Origin of the sequence: Solibacillus sp. R5-41 (genome assembly GCF_002736105.1) — a bacterium.
Classification (GTDB): domain Bacteria; phylum Bacillota; class Bacilli; order Bacillales_A; family Planococcaceae; genus Solibacillus.
This window is the reverse complement of sequence record NZ_CP024123.1, coordinates 1,085,665-1,112,378: the sequence shown is the minus strand read 5'-3', so window position 1 is coordinate 1,112,378 and position 26,714 is coordinate 1,085,665. Positions and strand designations below refer to the sequence as shown.

General features: G+C 38.3%; 26 protein-coding genes. 3 read left to right on the top strand and 23 right to left on the bottom strand.

From position 1 onward, the window contains the following. Positions 1-293 precede the first annotated feature (293 nt). The 3 genes from CSE16_RS05135 to CSE16_RS05125 all read left to right on the top strand — a co-directional run bounded on the left by CSE16_RS05135 (position 294) and on the right by CSE16_RS05125 (position 3,238). Positions 294-1,682 carry a glycine--tRNA ligase gene (locus CSE16_RS05135; RefSeq protein ID WP_099422907.1) on the top strand — a complete coding sequence of 463 codons (1,389 nt, stop codon included), beginning with the start codon at positions 294-296 and terminating at the stop codon, positions 1,680-1,682. Between the two features lie 147 nt (positions 1,683-1,829). After that, the gene (locus tag CSE16_RS05130; RefSeq protein WP_099422906.1) at positions 1,830-2,294 is read left to right on the top strand and encodes a hypothetical protein; all 465 of its coding nucleotides are present in this window, start codon (positions 1,830-1,832) and stop codon (positions 2,292-2,294) included. A 149-nt stretch (positions 2,295-2,443) separates the two neighbouring features. After that, positions 2,444-3,238 carry an EcsC family protein gene (locus CSE16_RS05125; protein ID WP_099422905.1) on the top strand — a complete coding sequence of 265 codons (795 nt, stop codon included), beginning with the start codon at positions 2,444-2,446 and terminating at the stop codon, positions 3,236-3,238. A gap of 553 nt (positions 3,239-3,791) precedes the next feature. On the opposite strand, the gene CSE16_RS05115 is transcribed toward CSE16_RS05125, so the two are convergent. From CSE16_RS05115 to hrcA, 23 genes are all read right to left on the bottom strand, one after another. Next, on the bottom strand, positions 3,792-4,589 hold the full coding sequence (locus tag CSE16_RS05115; protein WP_099422903.1) for an MBL fold metallo-hydrolase: 798 nt from the start codon (positions 4,587-4,589) through the stop codon (positions 3,792-3,794). 82 nt (positions 4,590-4,671) lie between these two features. Next, a complete protein-coding gene (gene recO, locus CSE16_RS05110) occupies positions 4,672-5,448 on the bottom strand; it encodes a DNA repair protein RecO (RefSeq protein ID WP_099422902.1) in 777 nt (258 codons plus the stop codon). Positions 5,449-5,511: 63 nt separating this feature from the next. Beyond that, positions 5,512-6,693: a CapA family protein gene (locus tag CSE16_RS05105; protein WP_099422901.1), complete on the bottom strand. Its 1,182-nt coding sequence runs from the start codon at positions 6,691-6,693 to the stop codon at positions 5,512-5,514. A gap of 159 nt (positions 6,694-6,852) precedes the next feature. Continuing rightward, positions 6,853-7,770, bottom strand: coding sequence for a GTPase Era (gene era / locus CSE16_RS05100; RefSeq protein ID WP_099422900.1), 918 nt, complete (start codon positions 7,768-7,770; stop codon positions 6,853-6,855). Then, complete coding sequence (locus CSE16_RS05095) at positions 7,757-8,164, bottom strand: cytidine deaminase (RefSeq protein WP_099422899.1); 408 nt, start codon at positions 8,162-8,164, stop codon at positions 7,757-7,759. The genes era and CSE16_RS05095 overlap by 14 nt, the downstream gene beginning before the upstream one ends. Positions 8,165-8,230: 66 nt before the next feature. Beyond that, complete coding sequence (locus tag CSE16_RS05090; RefSeq protein ID WP_099422898.1) at positions 8,231-8,581, bottom strand: diacylglycerol kinase family protein; 351 nt, start codon at positions 8,579-8,581, stop codon at positions 8,231-8,233. Next, entirely contained in the window at positions 8,568-9,053 is a 486-nt protein-coding gene (gene ybeY / locus CSE16_RS05085; protein ID WP_099422897.1) for an rRNA maturation RNase YbeY, read from the bottom strand. The genes CSE16_RS05090 and ybeY overlap by 14 nt, the downstream gene beginning before the upstream one ends. 16 nt (positions 9,054-9,069) lie before the next feature. Next, positions 9,070-11,175, bottom strand: a complete 2,106-nt coding sequence (locus tag CSE16_RS05080; RefSeq protein WP_172954354.1) for an HD family phosphohydrolase — start codon at positions 11,173-11,175, stop codon at positions 9,070-9,072. Positions 11,176-11,354: 179 nt separating this feature from the next. Beyond that, positions 11,355-12,314, bottom strand: coding sequence for a PhoH family protein (locus tag CSE16_RS05075; protein WP_099422895.1), 960 nt, complete (start codon positions 12,312-12,314; stop codon positions 11,355-11,357). A 2-nt stretch (positions 12,315-12,316) separates the two neighbouring features. Beyond that, a complete protein-coding gene (locus CSE16_RS05070) occupies positions 12,317-13,417 on the bottom strand; it encodes a sporulation protein YqfD (RefSeq protein WP_253896169.1) in 1,101 nt (366 codons plus the stop codon). Positions 13,418-13,422: 5 nt separating this feature from the next. Next, entirely contained in the window at positions 13,423-13,659 is a 237-nt protein-coding gene (locus CSE16_RS05065) for an RNA methyltransferase (protein WP_099422893.1), read from the bottom strand. A 134-nt stretch (positions 13,660-13,793) separates the two neighbouring features. After that, positions 13,794-14,285 (bottom strand): hypothetical protein, encoded by a 492-nt coding sequence (locus tag CSE16_RS05060; protein ID WP_099422892.1) that lies wholly within the window; start codon positions 14,283-14,285, stop codon positions 13,794-13,796. A gap of 23 nt (positions 14,286-14,308) precedes the next feature. After that, positions 14,309-15,307, bottom strand: a complete 999-nt coding sequence (floA, locus tag CSE16_RS05055; RefSeq protein WP_099422891.1) for a flotillin-like protein FloA — start codon at positions 15,305-15,307, stop codon at positions 14,309-14,311. Then, positions 15,304-16,638 carry an NfeD family protein gene (locus CSE16_RS05050; RefSeq protein WP_099422890.1) on the bottom strand — a complete coding sequence of 445 codons (1,335 nt, stop codon included), beginning with the start codon at positions 16,636-16,638 and terminating at the stop codon, positions 15,304-15,306. Before CSE16_RS05050 ends, floA begins: the two co-directional genes overlap by 4 nt. A gap of 325 nt (positions 16,639-16,963) precedes the next feature. Further along, positions 16,964-17,137: a 30S ribosomal protein S21 gene (gene rpsU / locus CSE16_RS05045; protein WP_004227078.1), complete on the bottom strand. Its 174-nt coding sequence runs from the start codon at positions 17,135-17,137 to the stop codon at positions 16,964-16,966. 111 nt (positions 17,138-17,248) lie between these two features. After that, a complete protein-coding gene (gene deoC, locus CSE16_RS05040) occupies positions 17,249-17,917 on the bottom strand; it encodes a deoxyribose-phosphate aldolase (protein WP_099422889.1) in 669 nt (222 codons plus the stop codon). Between the two features lie 251 nt (positions 17,918-18,168). Then, entirely contained in the window at positions 18,169-19,518 is a 1,350-nt protein-coding gene (gene mtaB, locus CSE16_RS05035; RefSeq protein ID WP_099422888.1) for a tRNA (N(6)-L-threonylcarbamoyladenosine(37)-C(2))-methylthiotransferase MtaB, read from the bottom strand. A gap of 244 nt (positions 19,519-19,762) precedes the next feature. Continuing rightward, positions 19,763-20,506 carry a 16S rRNA (uracil(1498)-N(3))-methyltransferase gene (locus CSE16_RS05030; RefSeq protein ID WP_099422887.1) on the bottom strand — a complete coding sequence of 248 codons (744 nt, stop codon included), beginning with the start codon at positions 20,504-20,506 and terminating at the stop codon, positions 19,763-19,765. Between the two features lie 80 nt (positions 20,507-20,586). Next, positions 20,587-21,525, bottom strand: coding sequence for a 50S ribosomal protein L11 methyltransferase (gene prmA / locus CSE16_RS05025; protein ID WP_099422886.1), 939 nt, complete (start codon positions 21,523-21,525; stop codon positions 20,587-20,589). 18 nt (positions 21,526-21,543) lie between these two features. Beyond that, complete coding sequence (gene dnaJ / locus CSE16_RS05020; protein ID WP_099422885.1) at positions 21,544-22,659, bottom strand: molecular chaperone DnaJ; 1,116 nt, start codon at positions 22,657-22,659, stop codon at positions 21,544-21,546. A gap of 485 nt (positions 22,660-23,144) precedes the next feature. Beyond that, on the bottom strand, positions 23,145-24,995 hold the full coding sequence (gene dnaK / locus CSE16_RS05015; RefSeq protein ID WP_099422884.1) for a molecular chaperone DnaK: 1,851 nt from the start codon (positions 24,993-24,995) through the stop codon (positions 23,145-23,147). A 108-nt stretch (positions 24,996-25,103) separates the two neighbouring features. Continuing rightward, entirely contained in the window at positions 25,104-25,655 is a 552-nt protein-coding gene (gene grpE, locus CSE16_RS05010; RefSeq protein ID WP_099422883.1) for a nucleotide exchange factor GrpE, read from the bottom strand. Between the two features lie 12 nt (positions 25,656-25,667). Then, positions 25,668-26,702: a heat-inducible transcriptional repressor HrcA gene (gene hrcA, locus CSE16_RS05005; RefSeq protein ID WP_099422882.1), complete on the bottom strand. Its 1,035-nt coding sequence runs from the start codon at positions 26,700-26,702 to the stop codon at positions 25,668-25,670. Between the last annotated feature and the right edge of the window lie 12 nt (positions 26,703-26,714).

Genomic DNA, 26,714 nt, shown 5'->3' with positions numbered 1-26,714 from the left:
CCGCGGGTATATCACTTATGATGCACTCGTCCCCGGGCATAGTTACTGTGCCCGGAGACGGGTGCTTTTATTATTTTCATTCAGTGGGTATTCAAATATCCACTGAATAAAAATTAGCCTAGGTGAATGTCACAGATTTTGAACAGAATTTAATTGAGGAGGTTAGCCTAAATTCTTCGCGTCTATGTGACAACGGCTAACTGACCTGCATAGTGCTGACCTCACAATTCAAAATCTGGACGCAATTTCGTCGAGGCATAATTGATTACATTTTACATTAGGAGGAATTTTTCATGACACAAAAATCAATGGAAACAATCGTATCTTTAGCAAAACATCGTGGATTTGTATTCCCTGGATCTGAAATTTACGGTGGTTTAGCAAACACTTGGGATTACGGTCCACTAGGCGTGGAACTTAAAAACAACGTTAAAAAAGCTTGGTGGCAAAAATTCGTTCAAGAATCTGAGCACAATGTAGGTCTTGATGCAGCCATTTTAATGAACCCAAAAGCATGGATAGCTTCTGGTCACGTAGGAAACTTCAATGACCCAATGATCGACTGTAAAGCATGTAAATCTCGCCACCGTGCAGATAAATTAATTGAAGATGCTTCATTAGAGAAAACTGGAAACGAAATTATCGTGGATGGTATGAGCTTTGACCAAATGAAAGAAAAAATGGAAGAGCTTGAAGTGGCTTGTCCAGATTGCGGTAAAGTTGATTTCACGGATATCCGTCAATTCAACTTAATGTTCAAAACGCATCAAGGTGTAACTGAATCTTCATCAAACGAAATTTTCTTACGTCCTGAAACAGCACAAGGGATTTTCGTAAACTTTAAAAATGTTCAACGTTCGATGCGTAAACGTACGCCATTCGGAATCGCACAAGTGGGTAAATCATTCCGTAACGAAATCACACCAGGTAACTTCACATTCCGTACACGTGAATTCGAACAAATGGAATTGGAATTCTTCTGTAAGCCAGGCGAAGACCTTGAATGGCATTCATACTGGAAAAACTTCTGTAAAGATTGGTTATTAAACCTTGGTATGAAGCAAGATTCAATGCGTTTACGTGACCATGAAGATGATGAGCTTTCTCACTATTCAAACGCAACAACGGATATCGAATTCCGCTTCCCATTCGGTTGGGGTGAACTATGGGGGATTGCAGACCGTACAGACTTCGACCTAAAACAACATATGGAGCATTCAGGTGAAGATTTCACTTACATTGATCCAATTACAAACGAACGCTACGTACCATACTGCATCGAGCCATCATTAGGTGCAGACCGTGTGACATTAGCATTCTTATGTGATGCATATGATGAAGAGCAGTTAGAAGGCGATGACAAACGTACTGTATTACGCTTCCACCCTGCTTTAGCACCATTTAAAGCGGCTGTATTACCGTTATCAAAAAAATTATCTGAAGAAGCTGGCGATGTTTGGGCTGATTTACGTAAAGCCTTCCCAGTAGACTTCGACGAATCACAATCAATCGGTAAACGTTACCGTCGTCAAGACGAAATCGGTACACCATTCTGTATTACGTATGACTTTGACTCAAAAGAGGATGGTCAAGTAACAGTGCGTCACCGCGATTCGATGGAACAAACGCGTATGCCAATCGCTGATGTAAAAGCATATATCGAAAAACATTTACAATTCTAATCAAAATAATCAAGACCGAAATGTTGTACACACAACATTTCGGTCTTTTTTTACTTATTTCATTGGATGTCCCCCAGAACTTAAGAAGCAAATTAACTGAAAATAAGTTATAATTTTCTGACAAGTAATTAGAATGGGGGTATTTATATGTTTTTCCAGTTAAAAGAATCAACGAAAACTGATCATGATACATACCATAAAGCTTTTCAACTCGTAAAAGCTTTAATCCATCATGAATGTCCCGAACATCGTGCCAATCACCATATTTTGTATTCAGCAAATCAAAAATTGGAGGCCTACTTAGAAGCGCAAAAACATTTCCGTCAGTTCGAGGACCCTGCAACCGTTCTCGGAACATTTAGCACTGAAGCCTATCAAGTAGCAACCAAAAAGTATCACCAACTATATTTCATCATACGTGGCTACATGCATTTAAGCGATGAAAGCAGGCGTGACCATTTCAATCATCATTTTCGTTTTCATGCCGAAAAATTGAACACCATGTATTTACTATGGGAGCAAAAAAATTACTGGCAGCTACTAAATTTAGATATTTCATTTTACGAGCAATTAAAAGAAGATTTAGTCCCTTTGCTCACACAATTTGAATAGAAAACTTGTGCTCCTATTTTGACAAATACACCAGCAAGTAATGCTCTTCCTTAATTTAATAATAAATAATCGAATTCGAAACTTTTCGGGCATTCAATTCGTAAATATATGAAAATAACACGATGTTCATGTAAAAAGGAGGCAACTTAGTGGAATCAAAAGAACAATTAATACACCATTTAACGATAATTGAAGAATGGGAAAAGGATCAAAAAGGGCTATGGTTTTGGGAGAAAATTGGTCGAATCCCATTTAAAATACTTGATAAATTAACACCAAAAATCATTCAGGAGAAGATATCCTTATTAATCGACGAATTAGTAAGCTATGTTCAAACTGGTGGAAAATATTTAATGAGCGAAAAATCGATGCTCCAACATATCCAAAAGCATACATTGCATTCAATCGAGTCCATTGAGGATATTCAAACTATGCCGATTGCCGATATGATTGAAATAAGCGAAAAACTCCAAAAGAATCGCGCAAAACTGGCAACAGTCCAAGGTGCATCGGCAGGCTTTGGAGGCATTTTTACACTTGCCATTGATATTCCTGTTATCTTAGGGATGGCACTTAAAACATTGCAAGAAATTGCATTTATTCACGGCTATGATCCGAATGATAAAATGGAACGTATTTTTATCGTCAAATGCTTACAGTTCGCCTCTTCTGACATTGTTGGTAAGGAATCTATTCTAAAGGAATTATCAAAAGATTATACAGAACCGAAGTCAACAGAAAATATGGTGTCCCAAATGCAAGGCTGGCAAGAGGTGTTTTATACGTACCGCGATAGTTTCGGCATGAAGAAGTTTTTACAAATGATCCCGATTGCTGGGATGGTGTTTGGCGCATTTATTAATAAGTCCATGATTGAGGATATTGCTGAGGCGGGAATGATGCTGTATCGCAAACGTCGAATCATTGAAAGATTATCCGCATAAATCAACGTCAACTAATTCTTGAAAACCTACTTCAATTTTAGTTGACGCAGTTTCATAGATGGCTATCTGAAAACAGGATACCTGGTAAAACTCAACTTCCTCTTATTTCCACAATTTCACCAGCAATATATCGGTACTGCTCTTTCGTCGTTTTATGATAAATAATCCATTCATCATAACCTGAAAATAAAGAAGGTTTTTCAATCTGAAATTCCTGAATGGGAACAACTTTACCCTCACTTATGAGGTATTGTGATAACTCCCCAAGTACAAGTTGCTCAAATTCTGAAATCTTTTTTCTTCATTCAGCAGAAGACTCCCACCTCAATAGGCGTCGAGATGAATGCAAGTATAACTTTTTTCAGTGGACTTCCAATTGTGCAAGCACAATTCAAAATCCTGACACAATTACGCCGAGGCGTAATTGATGATAGACAAAAGCGGGTACTACTAGAAGGGGGAAACAAATGGACAAACTCACAATCCCAATCATCAACCTATTCAATGTAATCCCCCTTCTTTACACCGTTTACACTTCGGCGTTCAAGCTTCATTATTCCTCCATTTTCACCATGTCGAGATTTCGATGGTGAGCGTCCTTCATCCCATCAAAAAATCGGTATTTTTTTTGCAGATGTCCTTCAAGTTTTGAATCTAGATTTACTAAACTTTGCAAGTACATTTTTGATGCCATTATGCGCTCAGCAATTTCTGAAGGCTTTGTCGTTACAGTCCCATGCCCTGGAACAAGCGTATGAATGCCATGCTTGTGAAAGATTCCTTCCGCTTTTTCCATAGTCGCTACATAATCAGCATAGCTACTATAAATAAATGGAAACTCGACATCAGACAAATAATCTCCTGCTAGCAGGATACCCTGTTGCTCAACAATCGTAAATAACCCATCATTCGTATGCCCTGGAGCTAAATAAAAAATGAATGTCAATGATGCTAGTTCCAGCTTTTGCCCATCTTCTTCAATGACCATATCAACAGTAGGGTAATAAATCGAATAGTTTCTCGTAAGATAATATTGCGCATCAAATTTTTTAATTTGTTGAACGTCGTGTTCTTTATTTGGATTATTCGCAAACGCTTTTGAAGCAATTACGGTGGCATTTGGAAAAGCTCCCGCTGCAATAATATGATCAAAATCGCTATGTGTAAAAATTAAATACAGTTTCCGATTATTTAAAACACGCCCAACATAACTTTTAATTTCATCCACTTCATTGGGCAACCAATTTGGGTCTACTAAAATAACAGCATCTGTCGTTTCAATCAAAGTGGTCGTTGTCTTATACAAAGCACTTTGAAAAACCGTAATATTTTCATTTTGATAATGAATCATTTTGTCCTCCTGTACAATAATCGATAGAAAAAACCAGCTATTAGGTATTCCCTCTAACTGGTCTTATGCTTTCGATATCACTTTAATCCGTTGACTCTTTCTTTTCTCGCAATAATAATGGTGTTCGCTCTAATTGTTCAATAAAACTTCTTGATTTTAAACGAATCCCTGTTTGCTCCTCATAAATCGTCGTGACAATTTTTTTAATAAACTGCTTCGTCTGTGGCTTTAAATCGAGCTTGCCTACTTGGTCAATTGCCACTGTGTAAAACATACGAATGAACTTAAGTTGCGTTGGTGATAATCGGATTATATAAGGATCTCTATGAAAACAGCGATGACATAAAAATCCACCTTGCGTAAATGAAAAAGCAAACTCCCCATCGACTGCCCCGCAACTTGCACAAGCATGTAAAATCGGCTGTATCCCAGCATAAGCAAGCATCTTCCAATCCACAAATAACGTAATTGCTTCTGGGTCATATCCTTCTTCAATCGCAGTTAAAGCTTGTAATAACACGTCAAATGCAAACGGCTCTGCATTGCCTTCCTCTACTAACCGATCAACAAGCTCGATAATATAACTGGCATATGCCGTCGCTACGATATCGGTTTGTATATGACGCATTGCATTCAAATGCTCACCCTGTTGCAGCGTCCCCATTCCTGTTGTACGCTGCGCGAGGAAGGTACCATGCATAAAGGGCTGTGTCACCCCTGCTAAACGGCTTGTTGGCTTTTTAGCACCGCGCGCCATACAAGCCACTTTACCTGCTTCACGTGTCATCAACGTAACAATCTTATTGGATTCACCGTAGGCACGCGCTTTTAAAACGATGCCTTCCCATTTATGTAGCATCTTCGCACATCCTTTATTTCGTTCATCCTCTTATTATACATGACATGCTTCGTTGAAATCACTTTAATGAACTGTTACCCCTTCACCAAGCACTTTTTTTACCCACCCCAAGTTTTGAACTGCGCGTGCTTCTACATCTGCTAATGGATAAACGCGGTAAACACCGTCTTTATCAAGTAATGTTGCCGTTGCATCAAATTGAGGTTTGCCAATCGTGACGGTTTCGCCTTCTTTTGTAATTTCAAAGCTCCCAATTCCGCCAACCATTGTATTAGGCACAGTCAATATCGTCGAAAAGTAATTTCCGAGAGAATAAAATACATGTGTTTCGTGTCCGGCATCATTCTTAATTTTCTTATAAGGCTGCAATACATGCGGATGCGAACCAAAAATAATATCCGCTCCGGCCTTATTTAATACTTTCGCATGATGACGTTGATAATCACTTTCCGAAACCGTATACTCAGGACCCCAATGCATCGATACGACAACGACATCGACTAACCCTCGAAGCGCTTTAATATCCGCCGTCATCTTTTCCTCTTGAATATAGTTCACGATAAACGGAGAGCCTTTCGGTAAATATAAGCCATTAGTGCCATATGTATAGCCTAAAACACCAATTTTTATTGAACCAAATTCAAGAATCCTTTGCGCAGATGCATCTTCTTTCGACTTATAAGCACCTGCATAAGGCATGTTATACTTTGCTAAATTTTCAAAAATAGTTCGTATGCCGCCTTCCCCTTTATCAACCGTATGATTATTTGCAAGATTGACCATATCTACACCAGCATTTTGTAAATCACGAATAATATGAGGAGGACTTGAAAATTTGGGATACCCGCTTAGTGCATATTTATTCCCAACAGGTGGCGATTCTTGGTTAGCGAGTAAATAATCATAGCTTTGCATAAGTGGTGTGACCGTAGCAAATGACGAGGAAAAATCCTTATATTGGGCCAAACGTAAATGCAACAAAACATCTCCGAGCATCGCAAAACGGATCGAATCTTTTACAATAACAGGATCCGGTTCTGGTTCAACCATTTTTTTCACTACAGGCTCTTCTACCTTAGGAGATTCACTCACAAAATTTTCATGTGTTTCAATAATTGCTACTGTATTTTTTACATCTTTACGTTCCATTTCAATTGGATCTATTCCAAACGCAACCACAACAAACACTAATGCGGCGAGTGATAATATCCAAAATCCAAAAAGAATTTTATTTAACCTACTCAAAACTATCAGCACCACCTTTTATGTAAATTTTTCCCTAATTATAATAATACCAAATCTATTTTTTAAATCAATAGTAATAGCGCAATAGCAAAGAAACCACATAGTTAAATTGAATTTTCACAAAAAAACAGATGCGACATAAGCCACATCTGCAAAATTTTAATATTCGTCTTCGCGGAAACCGAAGTCTCGTAAATGCGTTTGTTTATTACGCCAATCTTTTTGAACTTTTACCCATAGCTCTAAATAAACCTTTGAGCCTAAAAGCATTTCGATATCTTTACGCGCTAATGAACCAACTTCTTTTAAAAGTGCTCCACGCTTCCCGATTACAATCCCTTTTTGCGAATCGCGTTCTACCATAATTGTCGCTTGCACATGAATCATATTTTCCTTTTCTTCATGCGGTTTAATACGATCAATAACAACTGCAATCGAATGTGGAATTTCTTCACGTGTTAAATGCAATACCTTTTCACGAATCAGTTCTGAAATAATAAATCGCTCTGGATGATCTGTTACTTGATCGGCTGGATAATATTGTGGACCTTCTGGTAAATATTTTTCAATCGTTGACAGTAAATTTTCCACATTATTTCCTTGTAATGCGGAAATCGGAATAATTTCTGCAAAATCAAATTTATCTTTGTATGAGTCAATAATTTTTAGTAACTCATCCGGATGTACAAGATCAATTTTATTAATAATTAAAAAGACTGGCGTTTTATTGCCTTCAAGCAATTCAATAATAAATTCATCGCCTTTACCAATCTTTTGTTCTGCATTTACCATGAACATAATCGCGTCCACTTCTCTTAATGCATTACGAGACGTTTTTAACATGAACTCGCCTAGCTTATGCTTTGGCTTATGAATGCCTGGTGTATCGATAAAAATAGTTTGTGAATTGTTTTGCGTTAAAACACCTTGCACTTTATTACGTGTCGTTTGTGGCTTATCAGACATAATCGCAATCTTTTGTCCGATTACGCGGTTTAGAAATGTTGATTTCCCTACATTTGGGCGTCCTACAATCGAAACAAAGCCCGATTTGTAGCCGCTATTATTTTGCTGCATTTTCCATATCCTCCGATGTGAAAGCACCTGGTAAAAGGTCTCCCACTGTTGTTTGTTGAACGTCTCCATTCATGTTTGTTAAATAGACTGGCATCGTTTGTGAACAAAACTCCGCCATTACCTGTCTACAAGCACCACAAGGCGAAACAGGTCCTGGAGTGTCTGCTATGATTGCGATTGCCGTAAATTTAGTCATACCTTCAGAAACCGCTTTAAAAAACGCTGTACGCTCGGCGCAATTTGTCATACTATAGCTTGCATTTTCAATATTGCAGCCATGATAAACCGTACCATCTTCTGTAAGTAGAGCTGCCCCTACCTTAAATTTCGAATACGGAACATAGGCCTTTTCACGCGCTACTTTTGATTGAGCTATTAATTGATCCATGTTCATGGGATTATTCCCTCCTATTCAATTACGCCTCGGCGTAATTGCACTTTCTACTGAATGAAAATATGGTTAAAACCATTTTGGTAAAAATATGAGTAGTCCGATTATAACACTTGCGCTCGCAAATACAAGTACAGCCCCTGCTGCAATATCTTTTGCGTCCTTTGCTAAAGGATGGATTTCTGGTGAAGATAAGTCCACAACTCGTTCAATAGCTGTATTAATCATTTCTGCACCGATGACAAGCGCGATGATGAGCGTTAAAATAAGCCACTCTGTTACGCTTAGTACCGTTACGATTCCTGCAATTACTACAACAAGCGTACTCATCATGTGAAAACGTAAATTTTGTTCCTTCGTTGCTGTTAAAATCCCTTGAACCGCGTAAGTAAATGAACGAAAAAATTTACGGACGTTCATTTGTATCACGACCTAAGCCGTAAGATTCTAATACTTCATCTTGCTTCCCAAACATGACTTTTTCATCTTCAGGCGTCATATGGTCATAACCAAGTAAATGTAAAAAGCCATGGACAGCTAGGAAGCCTAACTCACGCTCAAACGAATGACCATATTCCTCCGCTTGCTCACGTGTACGATCCGTCGAAATAATAATATCGCCAAGCACTCGTGGTATACCCTCGCCAATAATTTGAATTTCATCTTCTCCTAGTTCTTCAAGGGCAAAAGAAATGACATCTGTCGGTTGATCCTTATCACGATACTCGCGATTAATTTCATGAATGGCTTCATTTGTTACGAACGTTACCGAAACTTCCGAGCCATCTTCAATTCCTTCGATTTGGGCAGCATGTTGAAGCAGTTTTTCAACCAAATCCAGATCCGCTTCCTTTACTCCATTTGTTTCATCTAAAAAATCAATTGTTAACATGTTGTTCCTCCTAGCGTTATTTTGGATATTCAATACGTGAGTGGAACGTTCCATTTAATGTTTCACATAACACATCTTCAATAATTTTCAGCTCTTTTAATGAAATATCACATTCATCAAATTGGCCATCTTGAACACGGTCTTGAATAATCGATTGTACTAATTTTTGTATTTTCTCGGCACTTGGATGCTGCATCGAGCGCACGGCTGCTTCCACACTGTCTGCCACACTAATAATAGCCGCTTCCTTCGTTTGTGGCTTTGGTCCTGGGTAGCGGAATACACTTTCATCCAGTTCTTGTCCTTCTTCTTTTGCTTTAAACAAGAAGAATTTTAACAAGCTTGTCCCGTGATGCTGTAAACAAATATCAATAATTTCTTGAGGCATTTTATGCTTCCGTAGTAGCTCTGCCCCATCGGTCGTATGTGCAATGATAATTTTCGCACTGTTTTCAGGGGGCAAGGAATCATGCGGATTTGTCCCCATCTGATTCTCAATGAAAAATAAAGGTCTTCGCGTTTTCCCTACATCATGATAGTAGCAACCCACACGAGCAAGTAAGCCATCTGCACCAATGGCCTCACTTGCGGCTTCTGCCAAGTTCGCGACCATAATACTATGATGGTACGTCCCCGGCGTTTCTGTTAAAACCTTCCGCAATAACGGATGATTCGGGTTCGACAGCTCAATTAACCGCATCGTTGACAAGAAGCCGAATGCTGATTCAAAATACGGTAATAATCCCATAGTTAGCGCACCCGAAAGCAAGCCAGAAATAATACCTGCTGCTATATATAACGAAACTTCTCTCAAGCCATATCCTGACTGTGCCATTAATAAATAAAATGCAATAAACAATACATTCATAACTGTTACAACTGCAACTGATTGTAAAATGTGAGAACGCTTTTCTACGCTTCTCATAAAGAATAATGATGCAAAACCACCAAATAACACATAAAGTGCAGCATCCATTTGAAGAACGGCAGCATACCCTTCATGGAAAATGATTCCGGCCGAAGCAGCGGTAATAAGCGTTACAACACTTGCTGCACGGTCATCGGCAAGTAAGCGAACGAGCATTGTTGCCATTGCAGAAGGATAAACAAAGGCCAATACTAATTCAAAGTTTATAGCAATTAAACTAATGAGCTTCATCATAACAATTGCAATAGAATAAACAATGACCGTCACGAGCAAAGCATTTCGTTTTTTCGATAAGTCTTGCTTTGAACGTTCAAAAATTATGTAAAGAAACGACATTTGTAGGAAAATTAAAATAACTAATCCGACTATCGGCTTTACGGACGTTTTATTATCAAGCATCGCTAACAGTTCAAGCTGACGATAAACTTCTCGAGTAATCACTTCACCTTCTTGGACGATAATTTGTCCTTGTAAAATGCGCGTAGGCTCAACCGCTTCACGTGCTTGTTGTTTCGCAACTGCTGTTTTTTCTTCATCCAATATTTCTGTTTCCACAATCGCTACACGACCAATAAGGACTGCCAAGCTCATCAGTGGTTCAGGAATGGAATATTGCTGACGAATTTTACTTTCAAATTCATTGCGAAATGATACTAATTGTTCTTTTCGTATCGGTCGCACCAGACTTTCCTCTACTAAAGTAACCAGTGTATCTCGTGTAGTAATTATATTAGCTGATGAAGCATTCAATAAATTCATCAGTTGTCCATCCGAGATCGAAAAACTTGAGTGGTTATCTATTATATCTTTTAAACTCTTTCTCAATAAAGCAACTTGCTCAGCTGGAGGTAATTCATCCTCTTTTTCAATTTCCTTTTTTACTTCTAAAACAATATCAAATATTGTCATAACGAATGTCGAGCGATGTTCGGCAATTTCTTCATTTAATACGTAGACGGGTTCGATTAATTGCTCGGCAGTTTCTTTGTCTAATTCTGTTTTTTCTGTATCTTCTACCGTTTTTGCGGAACGAATCGTTTCTGGCGCTAGTTCTGTTAATTGAATATCATATGTAATACCTCGCACATTATCCAGCATCATCGTGAACTGTAATATTGCAGTGAGGAGAAGGACTATAATTAAAAAAGGTCTAAAACTAATCATTTTAATTATTTTCTTTATTTGCTTTACCATCATGCACCTCCAATTATGTATATAAGTATTCTACCAAATTTATGACAACCTGTTTATGAAAAGCCTCTATGTTTCCCATCATATTTGTCGATTTAAGGAAAAAGTAGTTTCACTTATTAAAAAAAAAGCTTCCAATTCCCTATATAAAGGAATGAAAGCTTCTTGAATGTGCAATTATTTTACAATTCTTTTTCCGAATAAGCTTGAATGACTTTAGCAACGAGCGGATGACGAACAACATCACCTTGCTCGAGAATTTGGAAATGAATATCTTTTACATGCTTCAATGTTCGCTCAGCTACTATCAAACCAGATTCGGTATTTTTCGGTAAATCAAGTTGTGTTTTATCACCTGTAATGACCATTTTAGAGCCAAAACCGAGTCGTGTTAAAAACATTTTCATCTGCTGATGCGTTGTATTTTGCGCCTCATCTAATATAACAAAGGCATCATCTAGTGTTCTCCCACGCATGTAAGCAAGTGGCGCAATTTCAATTGTCCCGCGCTCGATTAATCGCTGTGTTTGTTCTTGCCCATATATGTCATGTAACGCGTCATATAAAGGACGTAAATAAGGATCGACCTTTTCTTTTAAATCCCCCGGTAAAAATCCTAAAGATTCCCCCGCCTCAACAGCTGGACGTGTTAATATAATACGCTTCACATGCCCATTTTTTAATGACTGTGTTGCCATGACAACCGCTAAATATGTTTTCCCAGTACCCGCCGGACCAATCCCAAATATTAAATCTGCATGGCGTATAGCGCGAATATATTCACGTTGCCCAATCGTTTTTGCACGAATGGACTTACCCTTCGTATTACGTGCAATTTCTTCATCATAAAGCTCAGCATAGTATTCAATCGTACCTTTATTCGCCATTTCAATAGCAGTTGAAACATCACGTTGATCGATATTAATATTTTTACGAATCACGTTTAAAAGCGCCTCTAAAACAGCATGTGCTTTATGTTTTTGTGTATCATTATCACCGGCAATTTGAATCACTTCACCACGCGTAATAATTTGAACACCGTATGTTTCTTCAATAAGCGTTATATTTGCATCGGACATCCCTAAAAGCATCACCGCTTCATTCGGATTGTCAATTTGGAGCTCAACAAGTTTTTCTGACATACTCATTCTCCTTGATCAATTGGACGTGGTTTTGCAATATTTTCATTTACCAAAAATAGGACTTTCCCTTTTACTGTATCATCATCGGTCGTCACGTGCAAAAGTTTTTCATTTTTGATTGTTGATTCGAGAGGCAAGGACCGAATCATTTTCTCATGTAATAAAGGTAATACAAACGTATTTATTTCATCTTCATCAATCAGTTCCGTTTTTTGTTCAAATTTTTGGTAAGGCGTATATGAAATGATCGTTTTTAATGGTTTAATCGATTGTTGCTGCAATGCCTTTTGAAGCTGCTCCCAGTTCCATTTATACTCCCAACCATAATCTGACAATACATTTAATGTTACTTGTCTCGGAATGGAAAAAGTGGATTCTAGCCAATAATCCGCAAAAACTTCCCCTTGCGCATCCACGACAAAATGTTTACCATCTCGTTCCAATACACCAGATACGAGAGTATCGCCCTTATACACTGTTTCATTAGGGTCTACTTTACGGACGCCGCTTGAAATTTTAAAATGCGTAATAACGCCACTGTTAGATGCAATTAAATGCTGTTTTTTTGTTGCTTTCTTAGGAACCGATAATTTGGGCGCTAATTGTGGCGCAACGATAATATGACTTCCCTGCTTCGTTATATGTATCCACGAAAATTCACGAAACTGTTCCATCAATTGTTGACGCAATAAATAATCCTCGGTAAATTGCCCTCGTCTCACGGGCAATTGAATCGCTAATCCATCCGTTAAATATTGATATACCTCGTCTTCTAGCTCCACAGTGTTTGCCTGAACATCGATTTTCCAAACAAATTGTGAAAGGATGATCGGAATAACAAGTAATATGAGTAAACCAAAAATACTTACTATATCTTTTTGCAAAATTCGATTCGGTGTTGCGTACCGTATTTTTAATTTTACATAATAATTTCTACGAGCATTTCTTATGATCGGTAAATGAAAATGGGCTACATAAAAAGTAATTTCCTGTTGCTTAAAGCGGATGTTGTATAAAGGAACTTGATGATTTTTTAAATATTGTATGAACGATGATGCCGCATTCCCTTGCTTTAACGATATATATAATAAGCGTTGATTCATCTTGGTCATCGTTGAATGCGCTCTATGGTGATTTTTTGCAATGATTTACATGTTAATAAGAATCCATCTTCCTGTAAAAACTGCACCGCAATTTCTTTTCCTGTAACGTTCATATGAAATTGTTCAATCACACATTCATACTGTTCGGTCGTAATATTTCGAATTTGATACGTACCGTTATAGCGTATTTTTTCTGCGTTTGAAATTTTTAATGTAGGTTCTGCTGGAAATAACTTTTTCAAATCAATATGCCCCCTTAGCGATACTATATGCGTACAACCTTAAGGACATGTGTTACCTATCTCATTTGTTCAAATCTCTACACTAAGAAAAAACCATCTTACTTCACAATACTTGTGAAGTAAGATGGTTTGATTTATCTTTGTTTTGCCTTTGGTGGGCCTAATATTTCAGTCATAATAATTGCTTGCATCAATTCTTTTTGATTTGATGGAACAATCTTTAATTGATTTGCTTCTTGTTGCTTAATCATTTGTATGATTGGACGTTCTTGCATGCCACGATTACTTTTTGGCACTTCCTTGGATTCCGAATTTCGCTCTACAATTTCCCGTGCAGGCCTTGTTTTTGGCAATTCAACCTCTATTTTAGCAGGTTTTTCAATTGGCTTTAGCTCCGGTTTTCGTTTGTCATTTAATTGACCGAAAACTTCATTGGCAAAGTCTTCTAGAGATTTCGGTTGTTTCGTTTCTACCCTTCTAGGACGAACCTCTTCACGTGGTCGAGGAGCCGATTGATTGCTAAATGGTGGCATTGGCTTTGTTTGCTTCTTTTTATCTTCTGCTTTGCCTTTTGTAAATAAAGAACTTAACACAAACATGACAATCATAATGATGATACCTTCCATTTAGTGATCACTCCCTTCCTCGGTTATTTATTTGTTGGATCTGGCTTATCATTCGATGCTTTTGAAATGGATTCACGCATTGAAGTATCGGCTTGAATATTTTTGTAATTCATATAATCCATAATGCCAAAGTTACCTGAACGTAATGCTTCCGCAATCGCCATCGGAACTTCCGCTTCTGCTTCTACTACTTTTGCTTTCATTTCTTGCACTTTCGCAACCATTTCTTGCTCATTAGCTACGGCCATTGCACGACGTTCCTCAGCTTTTGCTTGTGCAATATTTTTATCTGCTTGAGCTTGCTCAATTTGAAGCTCGGCACCAATGTTTTTACCGATATCAACGTCTGCAATATCAATTGATAAGATTTCAAATGCCGTCCCAGAATCTAAACCTTTTGAAAGAACCGTTTGAGAAATCAAATCTGGATTTTCTAACACTTTTGAATGCGATACGCTTGAACCAAGTGTCGATACAATCCCTTCACCAACACGAGCTACAATTGTTTCTTCACCCGCACCACCAACTAAGCGGTCTAGATTGGCACGTACGGTAATACGCGCTTTTGCTTTTACTTCAATACCATTCATCGCAACCCCTGCAATAAATGGTGTTTCAATTACTTTTGGATTTACTGACATTTGTACAGCTTCTAATACGTCACGTCCAGCTAAATCAATTGCCGCTGCACGTTCAAAAGTTAATTCGATATTTGCGCGGTGTGCTGCAATTAATGCATTTACTACGCGGTCGACATTACCACCAGCTAAATAATGGGACTCTAATTGGTTAATTTGTACTTCAATACCAGCTTTATGAGCTTTAATTAACGGGTTCACAATTCGTGATGGAATTACGCGACGTAATCGCATCCCAATTAGTGTGAAAATACTTACTTTTACACCTGCTGCCAGAGCACTAATCCATAGTGCAACCGGAACAAATGTGAAGAACACGGCTAAAATTACGAAAGTAACCACGATTGCAATTATTAATGAAATTGCTGCTGCATCAATCATCATTTAACTTCTCCACCTTTTTCATTTTTTTCTCTCACGACAATGCGCGAGCCTTCTACTTTAATAATCTCAACATTTTTCCCCGCATCAATGTAACTGCCTTCTGTCACGACATCGATCCGCTCTTGGTCTTGCAAAATTGTACCGGCAGGACGTAGAGGCGTTAATGACTGACCAACTTTCCCAATCAGTTCAATTCGATTCATATTCGACACATAACCATCCTCTGTTTTCGTCGCATCCTTTAAAATAAGTCTATTAAATATATGCAGCCTTTTGCCAAAGAATTTCATAAGAATCACCATCCCTACTACCGCAACTATCATTGCGATTATAATTGAGTACGCCATATGGACGAAGCTTGCTCCTGAGAAAAGTAAACTACCTAGAATGAGGATCCCTCCAATAATACCTACAATTCCACCTGGAACGATAAACTCCGCCAACAGCAATATGAGGCCAACAACAAAGACAATAATCGTTTCATAGCCTGCAAATCCAGCAACTGTGTGTCCGAAGAAAAACAGCCCTAGTGAAGTCAAGCCCATAATACCAGGCACTCCAAAACCAGGTGAGTACAGTTCAACAACTAGCCCGATACTCGCAATAGATAATAAAATTGGTACGACAACTGGATTCGTAATGATTCTGGCAAGCTTTTCTGAGAAAGTTGGGTCAACCTTAACAATTTCACTGTCTCCTAAATTGGCCATCTTCATTACTTCTTGAATCGTACTTGCCGTTCCCTCTGAATACCCAACTTCCTTTGCATCTTCGGCTGTTAGGGTTAATAGTTTTCCTACGGGGGCCCGATACTCAGCTAAGTCGATGTTTTTATCAGCCATCGCAATTGCATATTGGGGATTTCGCCCAGAACTTTCCGCTGCAGAAGCCATTTGTGCCAACCAAGCACTATTGGCTTTCTCATCGGCAGCATTTCCAGCCGAATCAATTACTGCCGCTGCACCCATTGTAGCATTGGGAGACATATAAATCTGATCTGCATGAAGTGCGATAAAAGCTCCGGCTGAATGCGCTTTCGAATTAATAAAGGCAATAATCGGAAGTTGTGTTTCATCCATTAACTTCCCTATATCCGTTGCGGCATCGACAAATCCGCCCGGTGTATGTATTTCTAATAGGATCGCCTTCGCATTGTTTTGCTCCGCTTCCGCAAAACCGCGCTTCAAATATTGGTACAAGCCTTTTTCCACTTCATCCTCAATGGTGATTTCATACACTTTACCGTTCGCAAACGCCGTCATAGAAGGGACTATTAAAAGAAATGAAAGGACTATTAGAAATATCCAACTGAACCCTTTTGTACGTTTCATCATGTCACCTCATTTCTAAAAAATATGTATAGTTGTAATACGGATGACTTTGTAATAGGTTTCAAATTTTTCAAGTTATTTTTCACAAAATTAATCCTCGTGGTATTTTTTCCACTTTTCAATTTTGCGCTACTCCCCACCAACCATAAATTATATTCTCTTTTATGTATAAAATACCCTTTATTTGAAAATAAAGAATACTTACCATCAATTTATTTCCATATAACGCAAATAACCCACAAATCGAAATTTGTGGGTTATATCATTTGTCTGCTCAGTTCAATCTGAAAATTGCGTGTTATGAACGTAGGGATTTACAGGGAAATTACCACTTACGTTTACGTGCAGCTTCTGATTTCTTTTTACGTTTTACGCTAGGTTTTTCGTAGAATTCGCGCTTTCTAACTTCTTGAATTGTACCTGATTTTGATACAGTACGTTTGAAGCGACGAAGAGCATCTTCAAGCGATTCGTTTTTGCGAACGACAGTTTTTGACATCTCTCTTTCCCTCCCTCCGAACACACGTCAATACAAACATTAGCTATTAGTTAATGTGTACTAAAGTAGTATATCGTAACATTATACAAGAGTCAACAAAAACAATAGATTTTAATAGTTCGATTGTGATGTTAAACCATTCATAATCGCAACACCTGACGAAGCACCGATACGTGTCGCACCATTGTCAATCATTGTCTTCATATCTTCCAGGCTACGAACGCCTCCTGAAGCTTTGACACCAATTGTTGGACCTACTGTTTTACGCATTAATGCAATATCTTCAGCCGTCGCACCACCAGTTGAAAAACCTGTAGAAGTTTTTACAAAATCGGCGCCCGCTTCAACTGCTAATTCACACGCTTTAACTTTTTCTTCATCCGTTAATAAACATGCTTCAATAATTACTTTTACTAAAGTGCCGTTTGCCGCATTTACTACCGCTTTAATATCTTCCAAAACAACATTAAATTGACCATCTTTTAACGCTCCGATATTAATAACCATATCAATTTCGCCTGCTCCATTTGCAATGGCATCTTTCGTTTCATACGCTTTCACAGCTGAAGTGGATGCACCTAATGGGAAACCAATAACTGTACATACTTTTACATCAGTGCCAGCTAATTGCTCTGCACAAAATTTTACCCATGTAGGATTTACACATACAGATGCAAAAAAATATTGTTTTGCCTCATCACAAATTTTCTGAAACTGCTCCACTGTTGCTTCTGCCTTAAGTAGTGTATGATCAATCATTTTTGCATAATTTTGAGTCATGATAAATAGCTCCCTTTACGTTTAATTAAGTTGTCCGTACCTCTCCATCATAGCATGTAATTACCTATACGGAAATTGTCAGATAACTTTCCGTTTTCACCTTCCGCAAAGCATAGTTCAATTATTTTATCCGTATTACATAGTTCATATTCATCGCGATGGACGGTATATTTCAAATCGATAAATCCAAATCGAGATCAATCAAAAAGCAATGTAATGCTAGAATTTTTTCCAGTTTACATTGCTTTCTTTTATTGTGCTTGTTCTTCCATTATTCGCACAAATTGTCCTTCGTTATATGGATAGCCCGCTTTTGTAATTTTTACCTTCGTAAGTTTACCAATCAACTGTTCTGAACCTTCAAAAATTATTTTCAAGTAGTTCGTTGTATAACCTACGTATAAATTTTCATTAGCGCCTTCTTTAAAGCGTTCTTCGGGAATAACTTCCAATACTTCTTCTTCAAAGCGTGCTGCGTATTCTTTTGCCAATTGATCATTTAACGCAATTAAACGGTGTACACGTTCATTTTTCACTTCTTCATCTACTTGATCTTCCATTCGTGCAGCTGGTGTTCCTGTACGTTGTGAGAATGGGAACACATGTAATTCAGAAAACTTATGATCCCGAATAAAGTTATACGTTTCCATAAATTCTTCTTCTGTTTCACCTGGGAATCCAACAATAACATCTGAAGTAACGGCTAAATCAGGTAACGCCACTTTTAATTTCTCTAAGCGCTCTGCGAAAAACTCCATTGTATATTTACGACGCATACGCTTTAGCACCGTATCCGAGCCCGATTGAATCGGAATGTGTAAATGGTTCACTACAATTTCAGAGTTTTGTAATACTTCAATGACCTCATCTGTTAATTGAGAGGCTTCAATAGAAGAAATACGTAAACGTTTTAAACCTTTTACTTGTGATTCTAAATCACGTAATAACTGTGCTAAATTATAATCTTTGAAGTCTTGTCCATATCCACCAGTGTGAATACCCGTTAAGACGATTTCTAAATACCCAGCATCGACTAATTGCTGTGCTTGACGAATAACTTCTTCCGGATCACGAGAACGCATTAAACCACGCGCCCAAGGAATAATACAAAACGTACAGAAGTTATTGCAACCTTCTTGAATTTTAAGAGAGGCACGTGTACGGTCTGTAAAAGCGGGAACATCTAATTCCTCATAAACGCGATTTTTCATAATATTGCGTACCGCGTTAATCGGCTGACGTTCTTCACGGTATTGCTCTATATAACCAAGCAGTTTTTCTCGATCTTGTGTACCAACAACAATATCAACACCTGGAATAGCCATAATTTCTGCTGGTGAAGTTTGCGCATAACAGCCTGTAACGCAAATAACCGCATTCGGATTTTGACGAATAGCACGACGGATTACTTGACGAGATTTTTTATCACCTGTATTTGTTACTGTACAAGTATTAATAATATACACATCTGATTGATGATTGAACTCAACGCGATCATAACCTTGGTCTTTAAATAGCTGCCAAATCGCTTCAGTTTCATAGTGATTAACTTTACAACCTAAAGTATATAGACTCACGGTGCGGACGCTTTTTTCTTGCATAAGAATCAACCTTTCGATATTGCACTTTGTTTCTTAATATTTGATATAAACTTAGTGAATTTATTTTTTTCCATACGTCATTTATCATAACATAAACCTTTTGAAATCAATAATTTTTAAGTTTTTTGTACACACAACAAAAGCACCTCCCTGTTCAGGTAGCGCTTTTGTTTACAACATTAAAAACATAACCTAGCATCCAACGCTATTCTATGAAGTTTTATGAATTTATTGTGTGCCTCACTCATTCAAATTCATAAGAAATGGCAGAAAGTGCATATAACGGGGCCGTTTCTGCACGTAAAATACGGGGGCCGAGTGACATCGTTTGTGCGCCAGAAGCGATCAATGCCGCACTTTCTTGACGTGAAATACCGCCTTCCGGACCAAATATACATAATATTTTCGTTGAATTATTTTTAGACAATTTCTTGAGCTTATCCGAAAACTTTGTGCGTTCTGCTAATTTCGCATCTTCTTCATCGGCAATAAAAACCGCATCGTACTCTTTAATTTTTTGTAAAAGTTGTTTAAAGCTAATAGGGAATTCGATTAACGGTACAAGCGTTCGATGCGATTGCTCTGCTGCTTCCTGTGCAATCTTTTGTAAACGCTCTTGATTTTTCTTGCCCTTTTTTTCATCCCATTTTACAATCGAGCGTTCCGCTGCAAATGGTAGAAGTGCATGCATACCAAGCTCGGTCCCTTTTTGCGTTATGAGCTCTAATTTATCACCTTTTGGTAATCCACACGCAATGTCGACTTGAATCGGCATTTCTGGAGATGGAATCGTTTGTCCTGTTTGACAAACAATAACATCCACCTCAAGTGATGTAATTTCGCATATATGGGCAACATTATTCTGAACAATGATAATTTGATCCCCAATCGTCATGCGCATTACTTTACTTATATGACGCGCATTATCACCACTAATCGTAAACTCCTTTTGGTCATTTGCTGGCTGTTCTACAAAATAACGTTGCATCTAATTTTCCCTCTTTTTCAATTAATCCTTATTTAGACAAAAACAACAGCCGCGTAAAATGCAGCTGTTGTTTTGTTTTATTATGGGCGGCGTGAAATAATCGCTACCCAATCTTCCATCATCAATACTTCTTCAATGATGAAGCCTGAATTTTCAAGCGCTTCTTTTACATCTTCTTTTTTCGCACCGATAATACCGGATGTCACATAAAGTCCACCTGGTTTTACAATCGAATAAGCATCATCCGTAAATGACATAATAATTTCGGCTAAAATATTGGCTACTACGATATCCGCTGGTTCTTTTACCGTATCAAGTAAATTACCGTGGAATACTTCAACAACTGAATCCACTTTATTTAAGGAAATATTTTCACGTGCAGCGGTAACTGCCACTTCATCTAAATCTAGAGCATGCACACTTTTCGCACCAAGCATTGCTGCTCCGATTGAAAGGACACCTGAACCCGTTCCAACATCAACAACGGTATTGCCCTGTTGAACAACCTCTTCAAGCGCTTGTAAACACATAACTGTAGTAGGATGCGTTCCTGTTCCGAATGCCATGCCTGGATCTAATTCGATAATTAATTCATCTGTACTCACTGGTGTATAATCTTCCCAAGTTGGCACAATTGTAAATCGCTCTGAAATTTTTACCGGGTGATAATATTGCTTCCATGCTGTTGACCAGTCTTCCTCATCAATTTCGCATAGTGTTAAAACATTTTCACCAATATTAATATCAAAATTAACAAGGTTGGCTATTGCAAGTTTGATTTCTTCCACTGTTTCAGATAGGAAACTTGATGCAGACAAGTATGCTTTTAAAATGACACCAGTCTTTGGAAAGTCCTGTGGGTTTAAGGCATAAATCTCGCCAAATTTGTCGATTCTTTCTTTATCTAATTCTTTTGAATCTTCTATAACCACGCCATTTGCGCCTGCTTCATGTAGAATGTTCGTTACTGCATCAACTGCTTCATGTGTCGTTAATATCGAAAGTTCCGTCCACTTCACTTACAATCCACTCCCTTATTAATCGCCTTTTATTTTTTTCTTAATTTTATCGAATAGTGAGCTTCCTTGTTCTTCTGGAATGTCGCCACTAATTTCGGCAAACTCACGCAATAATTGTTTCTGCTTTTCCGTTAATTTCGTTGGTGTGACTACATTGACGATAACATATTGATGCCCTGTTCCATAGCCATGTACATTTTTAACACCTTTATCCTTTAATCGGAATTGCGCTCCTGATTGTGTACCAACTGGAATTTTTAATTTCACTTTTCCGTGAATTGTCGGTACTTCAATTTCGTCACCTAATGCCGCTTGTGGGAATGTTAATTTTAGTTCATACATAATATCGTCGCCGTCACGCTCGTAAAACTCATGCTTACGAACCGAGAATACGATATATAAATCACCAGATGGACCGCCGTTAAAGCCGGCTTCTCCTTGGCCTGACACGCGTAGTTGTTGTCCATCATCCACACCTGCTGGAATCGTAATTTTAATTTTTTTCTTTTTCGTTACTTGACCTGCACCACGACATGTTGAACATTTATCTACGATGATTTTCCCTTGACCGCGACAGCTTGGGCATGAACGTTTATTCATCATGCGACCAAATGGCGTATCCACCGCTTGGTTAATTTGACCAGCGCCGTTACATTGCGAACATGATTGTGGCGTTGTTCCTGGTTTTGCACCTGAGCCATGACAAGTTCCACATGATTCTTCTGTCGGAATTTCAATTTCTGTTTCTTTTCCGAATACAGCCTCTTCAAACGTAATGTTCATGCGATATTGTAAGTCGTCCCCTTTGCGAGGCGCGTTTGGATCTTGACGACGTCCGCCACCACCAAAGAATGAACTGAAAATATCTTCGAAGCCGCCGAAACCACCAGCTCCTCCACCGCCAAATCCAGCATTTGGATCTTCATGTCCAAATTGATCATAGCGCGCACGTTTTTGTTCATCAAAAAGGACTTCATACGCTTCTGCTACTTCTTTGAATTTTTCATCAGCACCTGGTTCTTTATTAATGTCCGGGTGATATTGTTTCGATAATTTACGATAAGCTTTTTTTATTTCATCTTTGCTTGCACTTTTTGCTATGCCAAGCACTTCATAGTAATCACGCTTACTCATTATTCACACTCCGCTCTTTTTACATAACGTCTATTTTAACATGTTAAAAAAATGATGTATACATTTTGCTACACCATTCGTTTTTTTTAAGTCTATTTTATCAATATACATTGAACTAAAGAATCCTACCTGTAAATGTAAGCTTTCTATAATGAATTCTGAAAGAGTATGACCTTATTAGGATAGCTAAGCACATGAGCAACATAGCTTTGTGCAAGGCCGGGCCAGCACGTTGTTGGTCACTCAGGCGTTGCCACAGGACGTGGCGATTTTATCCTGAGTTCCCCCCTGTATTAGTTTTCCCTACTGAAACTTTCTGCATCGAGGGCGCTGCTACCATGGGAGGCGGCGGAATTCTTATTTAGATTTTCATTCTAATATTAAGATAGTTTCCTATGTTCAACTTATTCGTCTAATCATTACTGTACCCATCACTTAGAAAAAGCCAAAGCCGCAAGCGGTCTTTGGCCTTGAAAATGAAACTATTATTTATCGTCTTTTACTTCTTCAAAGTCAGCGTCTACGATACCATCATCTTTTTTGCCTGCATCCGCGCCGCCAAAGTCAGCACCTTCTGCACCGCCTTGAGCCGCTTGTGCTGCTGCCGCTGCTTGCTCATAGACTTTCATTACTAATGGTTGTAATACGCCTTCTAATTTTTCTTTAGAAGCTTTGATGCCTTCAAGTTCACCATTTTCAAGTGCTGCTTTTAGTTCATCACGAGCATCTTCTACAGATTTCTTTTCGTCCTCTGTAATTTGTTCACCTAAGTCTGTAATTGTTTTGTCCACTTGGAACACTAATTGGTCTGCTTCGTTGCGAAGATCTGCTTCTTCTTTACGTTTTGCATCTGCATCTGCATTTGCTTCAGCATCTTTTACCATGCGCTCGATATCTTCATCAGTTAAACCAGAGTCAGATTGGATAACAATTGTTTGCTCTTTTTGTGTACCAAGATCTTTTGCTTTAACAGATACGATACCATTTGCATCAATATCAAATGTTACTTCGATTTGTGGAATTCCACGTGGTGCTGCTGGGATATCTGATAATTGGAAGCGACCTAATGTTTTGTTGTCCGCTGACATTGAACGCTCACCCTGTAATACGTGAATGTCTACTGCTGGTTGGTTATCCGCTGCAGTTGAGAATACTTGTGATTTTGATGTCGGAATCGTTGTGTTACGGTCGATTAATTTTGTCATTACACCGCCCATTGTTTCGATACCAAGTGATAATGGTGTTACATCTAGTAATAATACGCCTTGCACATCACCTGCAAGTACGCCACCTTGTACAGCAGCACCCATTGCCACTACTTCGTCTGGGTTTACGCCTTTATGTGGCTCATGACCTGTTGCTTTTTTGATTGCTTCAACTACCGCTGGAATACGAGTAGAACCACCAACTAAAATCACTTTATCTAATTCAGAAGCTGATAGACCTGCATCTGATAATGCTTGACGAGTTGGAACGATTGTACGTTCTACTAAATCATGTGTTAATTCATCAAATTTCGCACGCGTTAATGTTACTTCTAAGTGAAGTGGACCATCTGCTCCTGCAGTGATGAATGGTAATGACACTTGAGATGAAGTGACACCTGATAAATCTTTTTTCGCTTTTTCAGCTGCATCTTTTAAACGTTGCATTGCCATTTTATCTTTTGCTAAGTCAATGCCGTTTTCTTTTTTGAATTCTTCTACTAAGAAATTCATGATTTTTTGGTCGAAGTCGTCACCACCAAGTTTATTGTCACCTGCTGTTGCTAATACTTCGAAAACACCGTCAGCTAACTCAAGGATTGATACGTCAAATGTACCGCCACCTAAATCGAATACTAAGATTTTTTGGTCGATATCTTGTTGATCTAAACCGTAAGCAAGCGCTGCTGCAGTTGGTTCGTTAATAATACGTTCTACTTCAAGACCTGCAATTTTACCAGCATCTTTTGTTGCTTGACGTTGTGCATCATTGAAGTAAGCTGGAACTGTAATAACAGCTTTCGTTACTTGCTCACCAAGATATTCTTCCGCGTAGCCTTTTAAGTATTGTAAAATCATTGCTGATACTTCTTGAGGCGTATAGTCTTTATCTTCAACTGTCACTTTTTCATTCGTACCCATTTTTGATTTAATTGAGATGATTGTGTTTGGGTTTGTCACCGCTTGACGCTTTGCTACTTCACCCACCTGTTTTTCACCATTTTTGAATGCAACAACTGATGGAGAAGTACGGTTACCTTCTGGATTTGGAATTACTTTTGGTTCTCCGCCTTCTAAAACTGATACACATGAGTTTGTTGTTCCTAAGTCAATACCGATAATTTTGCTCATATTTCATTCTTCCTCCTAATATTGAAACACATTAAAATTGTGTTTAATCATGATAATGAACTTGCTAGGATGCCATACTTTAGACGAAGCATGGCAAGCTTATTATTATTATTCGTTTACTGATACCATTGATGGGCGTAGTATACGATCTTTTAAGCTATATCCTTTTTGCAACTCACGTAAAATAATGCCTGCTTCTTTTTCGCTATCTTGCTCTTGCATAACCGCTTGGTGCAAGTTCGGGTCGAATAGTTCACCTTCTGCTGCAATCACTTGTAAGCCTTCGTTTTGTGTCGCAGATAAAAGCTGCTGATACACCATATCTACACCTTTATATAGAGCCGTCGCTTCCTCTGTAGTTACTTCTACTTGAAGCGCGCGATCCAAATTATCTAAAACAGGTAAAAGTTCTGTTAAAATCGACTGTGCACGATATTTTTCAGCTGCTTCTCGATCTAATCGACCGCGACGAAGTAAGTTATCATAATCTGCACGTAAGCGAATGTAACGCGCTTCCTCATCTGCTAATTTTGCCGTCAACTCTTGAATTTTTACTTCTTTTTCATCGACAACAACTTCTTCAGTTTCAACTGCCTCTGATGTTGCTTCCTCATTTGTTGTTTGTTCAAGTTCTTCGTTTGTCTTTGTTGTTTCCGTCACTTGTAATCCTCCTTAAAGCTTATCATGTGTGCCTTTCATAAAGGCTTGCGATAAACCGTTGCGCATCACTTCAAGCAAAGTGACTACACGCTTATAATCCATGCGCGTCGGACCAATAATAGCAATAGCCCCTTGCTGCTCTTCATCCAATAAAAATGAAGCGGTAATTACACTACAGTTTTCCATCGCCAAATGATTATTTTCTGAGCCAATACGAATTTGAATACCCGATTGCTGCTGATTAAATAATGTATGCATTTGACTTTTCTTATCAATTAAATCCATTAGCATTCGTACTTTATTTAAATCGTGGAACTCAGGTTGATTTAACATATTGGATTTACCACCATAATACACTTTTCCTTCAGACTGACCAGCAGAAATAGATACTAAAGACTGAATAATAGATTCTGCTGCATTGACATGCTGTTTTAAAATCGATAACGCTTCTGTTTCCAATTTCATCTGAAAATCATGAAGCGGCACACCAACAAGGCGATCATTTAAAATGTTCACCATTTTCTCTATTTCTGAAGGACTGAATCCTGATGGTAACGGTAATACTCTATTTTCAACATGCCCATTGTCCGTTACGATAATGGCAACTGCTGTTTGTTCCGTCAATGGAACAATTTGGACTTTTTTCACGCGATGCTTTTTTACATCTGGTCCGAGCAAAATCGTTGTATACGTAGTTAATTCCGACAAAATATTAGCGGACTCTCGTATCACCTTTTCAGCTTCGAACATTTGTTTTTCAAATAGCGAATGAATTTGTTCGACATCATTTCCTGAAATAACTTGAGGTTTTAGTAAATGATCTACATAAAATCGGTAACCTTGTTCAGATGGGACTCTCCCAGACGATGTATGCGTTTTTTCTAAAAAACCTAATTCCTCCAGGTCCGCCATTTCATTTCGAATCGTAGCTGCACTATAAGTAATTCCTTCTTTTTTAGCTAACTGACGCGAACCAACAGGCTGAGCAGACATCACAAAATCATCTACGATTACTTGTAATATTTGTAACTGCCGATTTGTTAACATCTTTATCACCTC

Bases quoted from the DNA above. Each gene is read 5' to 3' on its own strand.
- hrcA (WP_099422882.1), bottom strand. From the start codon at position 26,702: ATGTTAACAAATCGGCAGTTACAAATATTACAAGTAATCGTAGATGAT.
- CSE16_RS05080 (WP_172954354.1), bottom strand. From the start codon at position 11,175: ATGGTAAAGCAAATAAAGAAAATAATTAAAATGATTAGTTTTAGACCT.
- CSE16_RS05060 (WP_099422892.1), bottom strand. From the start codon at position 14,285: ATGGAAGGTATCATCATTATGATTGTCATGTTTGTGTTAAGTTCTTTA.
- CSE16_RS05075 (WP_099422895.1), bottom strand. From the start codon at position 12,314: ATGTCAGAAAAACTTGTTGAGCTCCAAATTGACAATCCGAATGAAGCG.
- CSE16_RS05070 (WP_253896169.1), bottom strand. From the start codon at position 13,417: ATGAATCAACGCTTATTATATATATCGTTAAAGCAAGGGAATGCGGCA.
- CSE16_RS05135 (WP_099422907.1), top strand. From the start codon at position 294: ATGACACAAAAATCAATGGAAACAATCGTATCTTTAGCAAAACATCGT.
- floA (WP_099422891.1), bottom strand. From the start codon at position 15,307: ATGATGATTGATGCAGCAGCAATTTCATTAATAATTGCAATCGTGGTT.
- deoC (WP_099422889.1), bottom strand. From the start codon at position 17,917: ATGACTCAAAATTATGCAAAAATGATTGATCATACACTACTTAAGGCA.
- CSE16_RS05050 (WP_099422890.1), bottom strand. From the start codon at position 16,638: ATGAAACGTACAAAAGGGTTCAGTTGGATATTTCTAATAGTCCTTTCA.
- dnaJ (WP_099422885.1), bottom strand. From the start codon at position 22,659: ATGAGTAAGCGTGATTACTATGAAGTGCTTGGCATAGCAAAAAGTGCA.
- dnaK (WP_099422884.1), bottom strand. From the start codon at position 24,995: ATGAGCAAAATTATCGGTATTGACTTAGGAACAACAAACTCATGTGTA.
- mtaB (WP_099422888.1), bottom strand. From the start codon at position 19,518: ATGCAAGAAAAAAGCGTCCGCACCGTGAGTCTATATACTTTAGGTTGT.
- CSE16_RS05095 (WP_099422899.1), bottom strand. From the start codon at position 8,164: ATGAACATGGATCAATTAATAGCTCAATCAAAAGTAGCGCGTGAAAAG.
- CSE16_RS05115 (WP_099422903.1), bottom strand. From the start codon at position 4,589: ATGATTCATTATCAAAATGAAAATATTACGGTTTTTCAAAGTGCTTTG.
- rpsU (WP_004227078.1), bottom strand. From the start codon at position 17,137: ATGTCAAAAACTGTCGTTCGCAAAAACGAATCGCTTGAAGATGCTCTT.
- era (WP_099422900.1), bottom strand. From the start codon at position 7,770: ATGCAGCAAAATAATAGCGGCTACAAATCGGGCTTTGTTTCGATTGTA.
- recO (WP_099422902.1), bottom strand. From the start codon at position 5,448: ATGCTACATAAATGGGAAGGCATCGTTTTAAAAGCGCGTGCCTACGGT.
- CSE16_RS05090 (WP_099422898.1), bottom strand. From the start codon at position 8,581: ATGAACGTCCGTAAATTTTTTCGTTCATTTACTTACGCGGTTCAAGGG.
- CSE16_RS05130 (WP_099422906.1), top strand. From the start codon at position 1,830: ATGTTTTTCCAGTTAAAAGAATCAACGAAAACTGATCATGATACATAC.
- ybeY (WP_099422897.1), bottom strand. From the start codon at position 9,053: ATGTTAACAATTGATTTTTTAGATGAAACAAATGGAGTAAAGGAAGCG.
- CSE16_RS05030 (WP_099422887.1), bottom strand. From the start codon at position 20,506: ATGCAACGTTATTTTGTAGAACAGCCAGCAAATGACCAAAAGGAGTTT.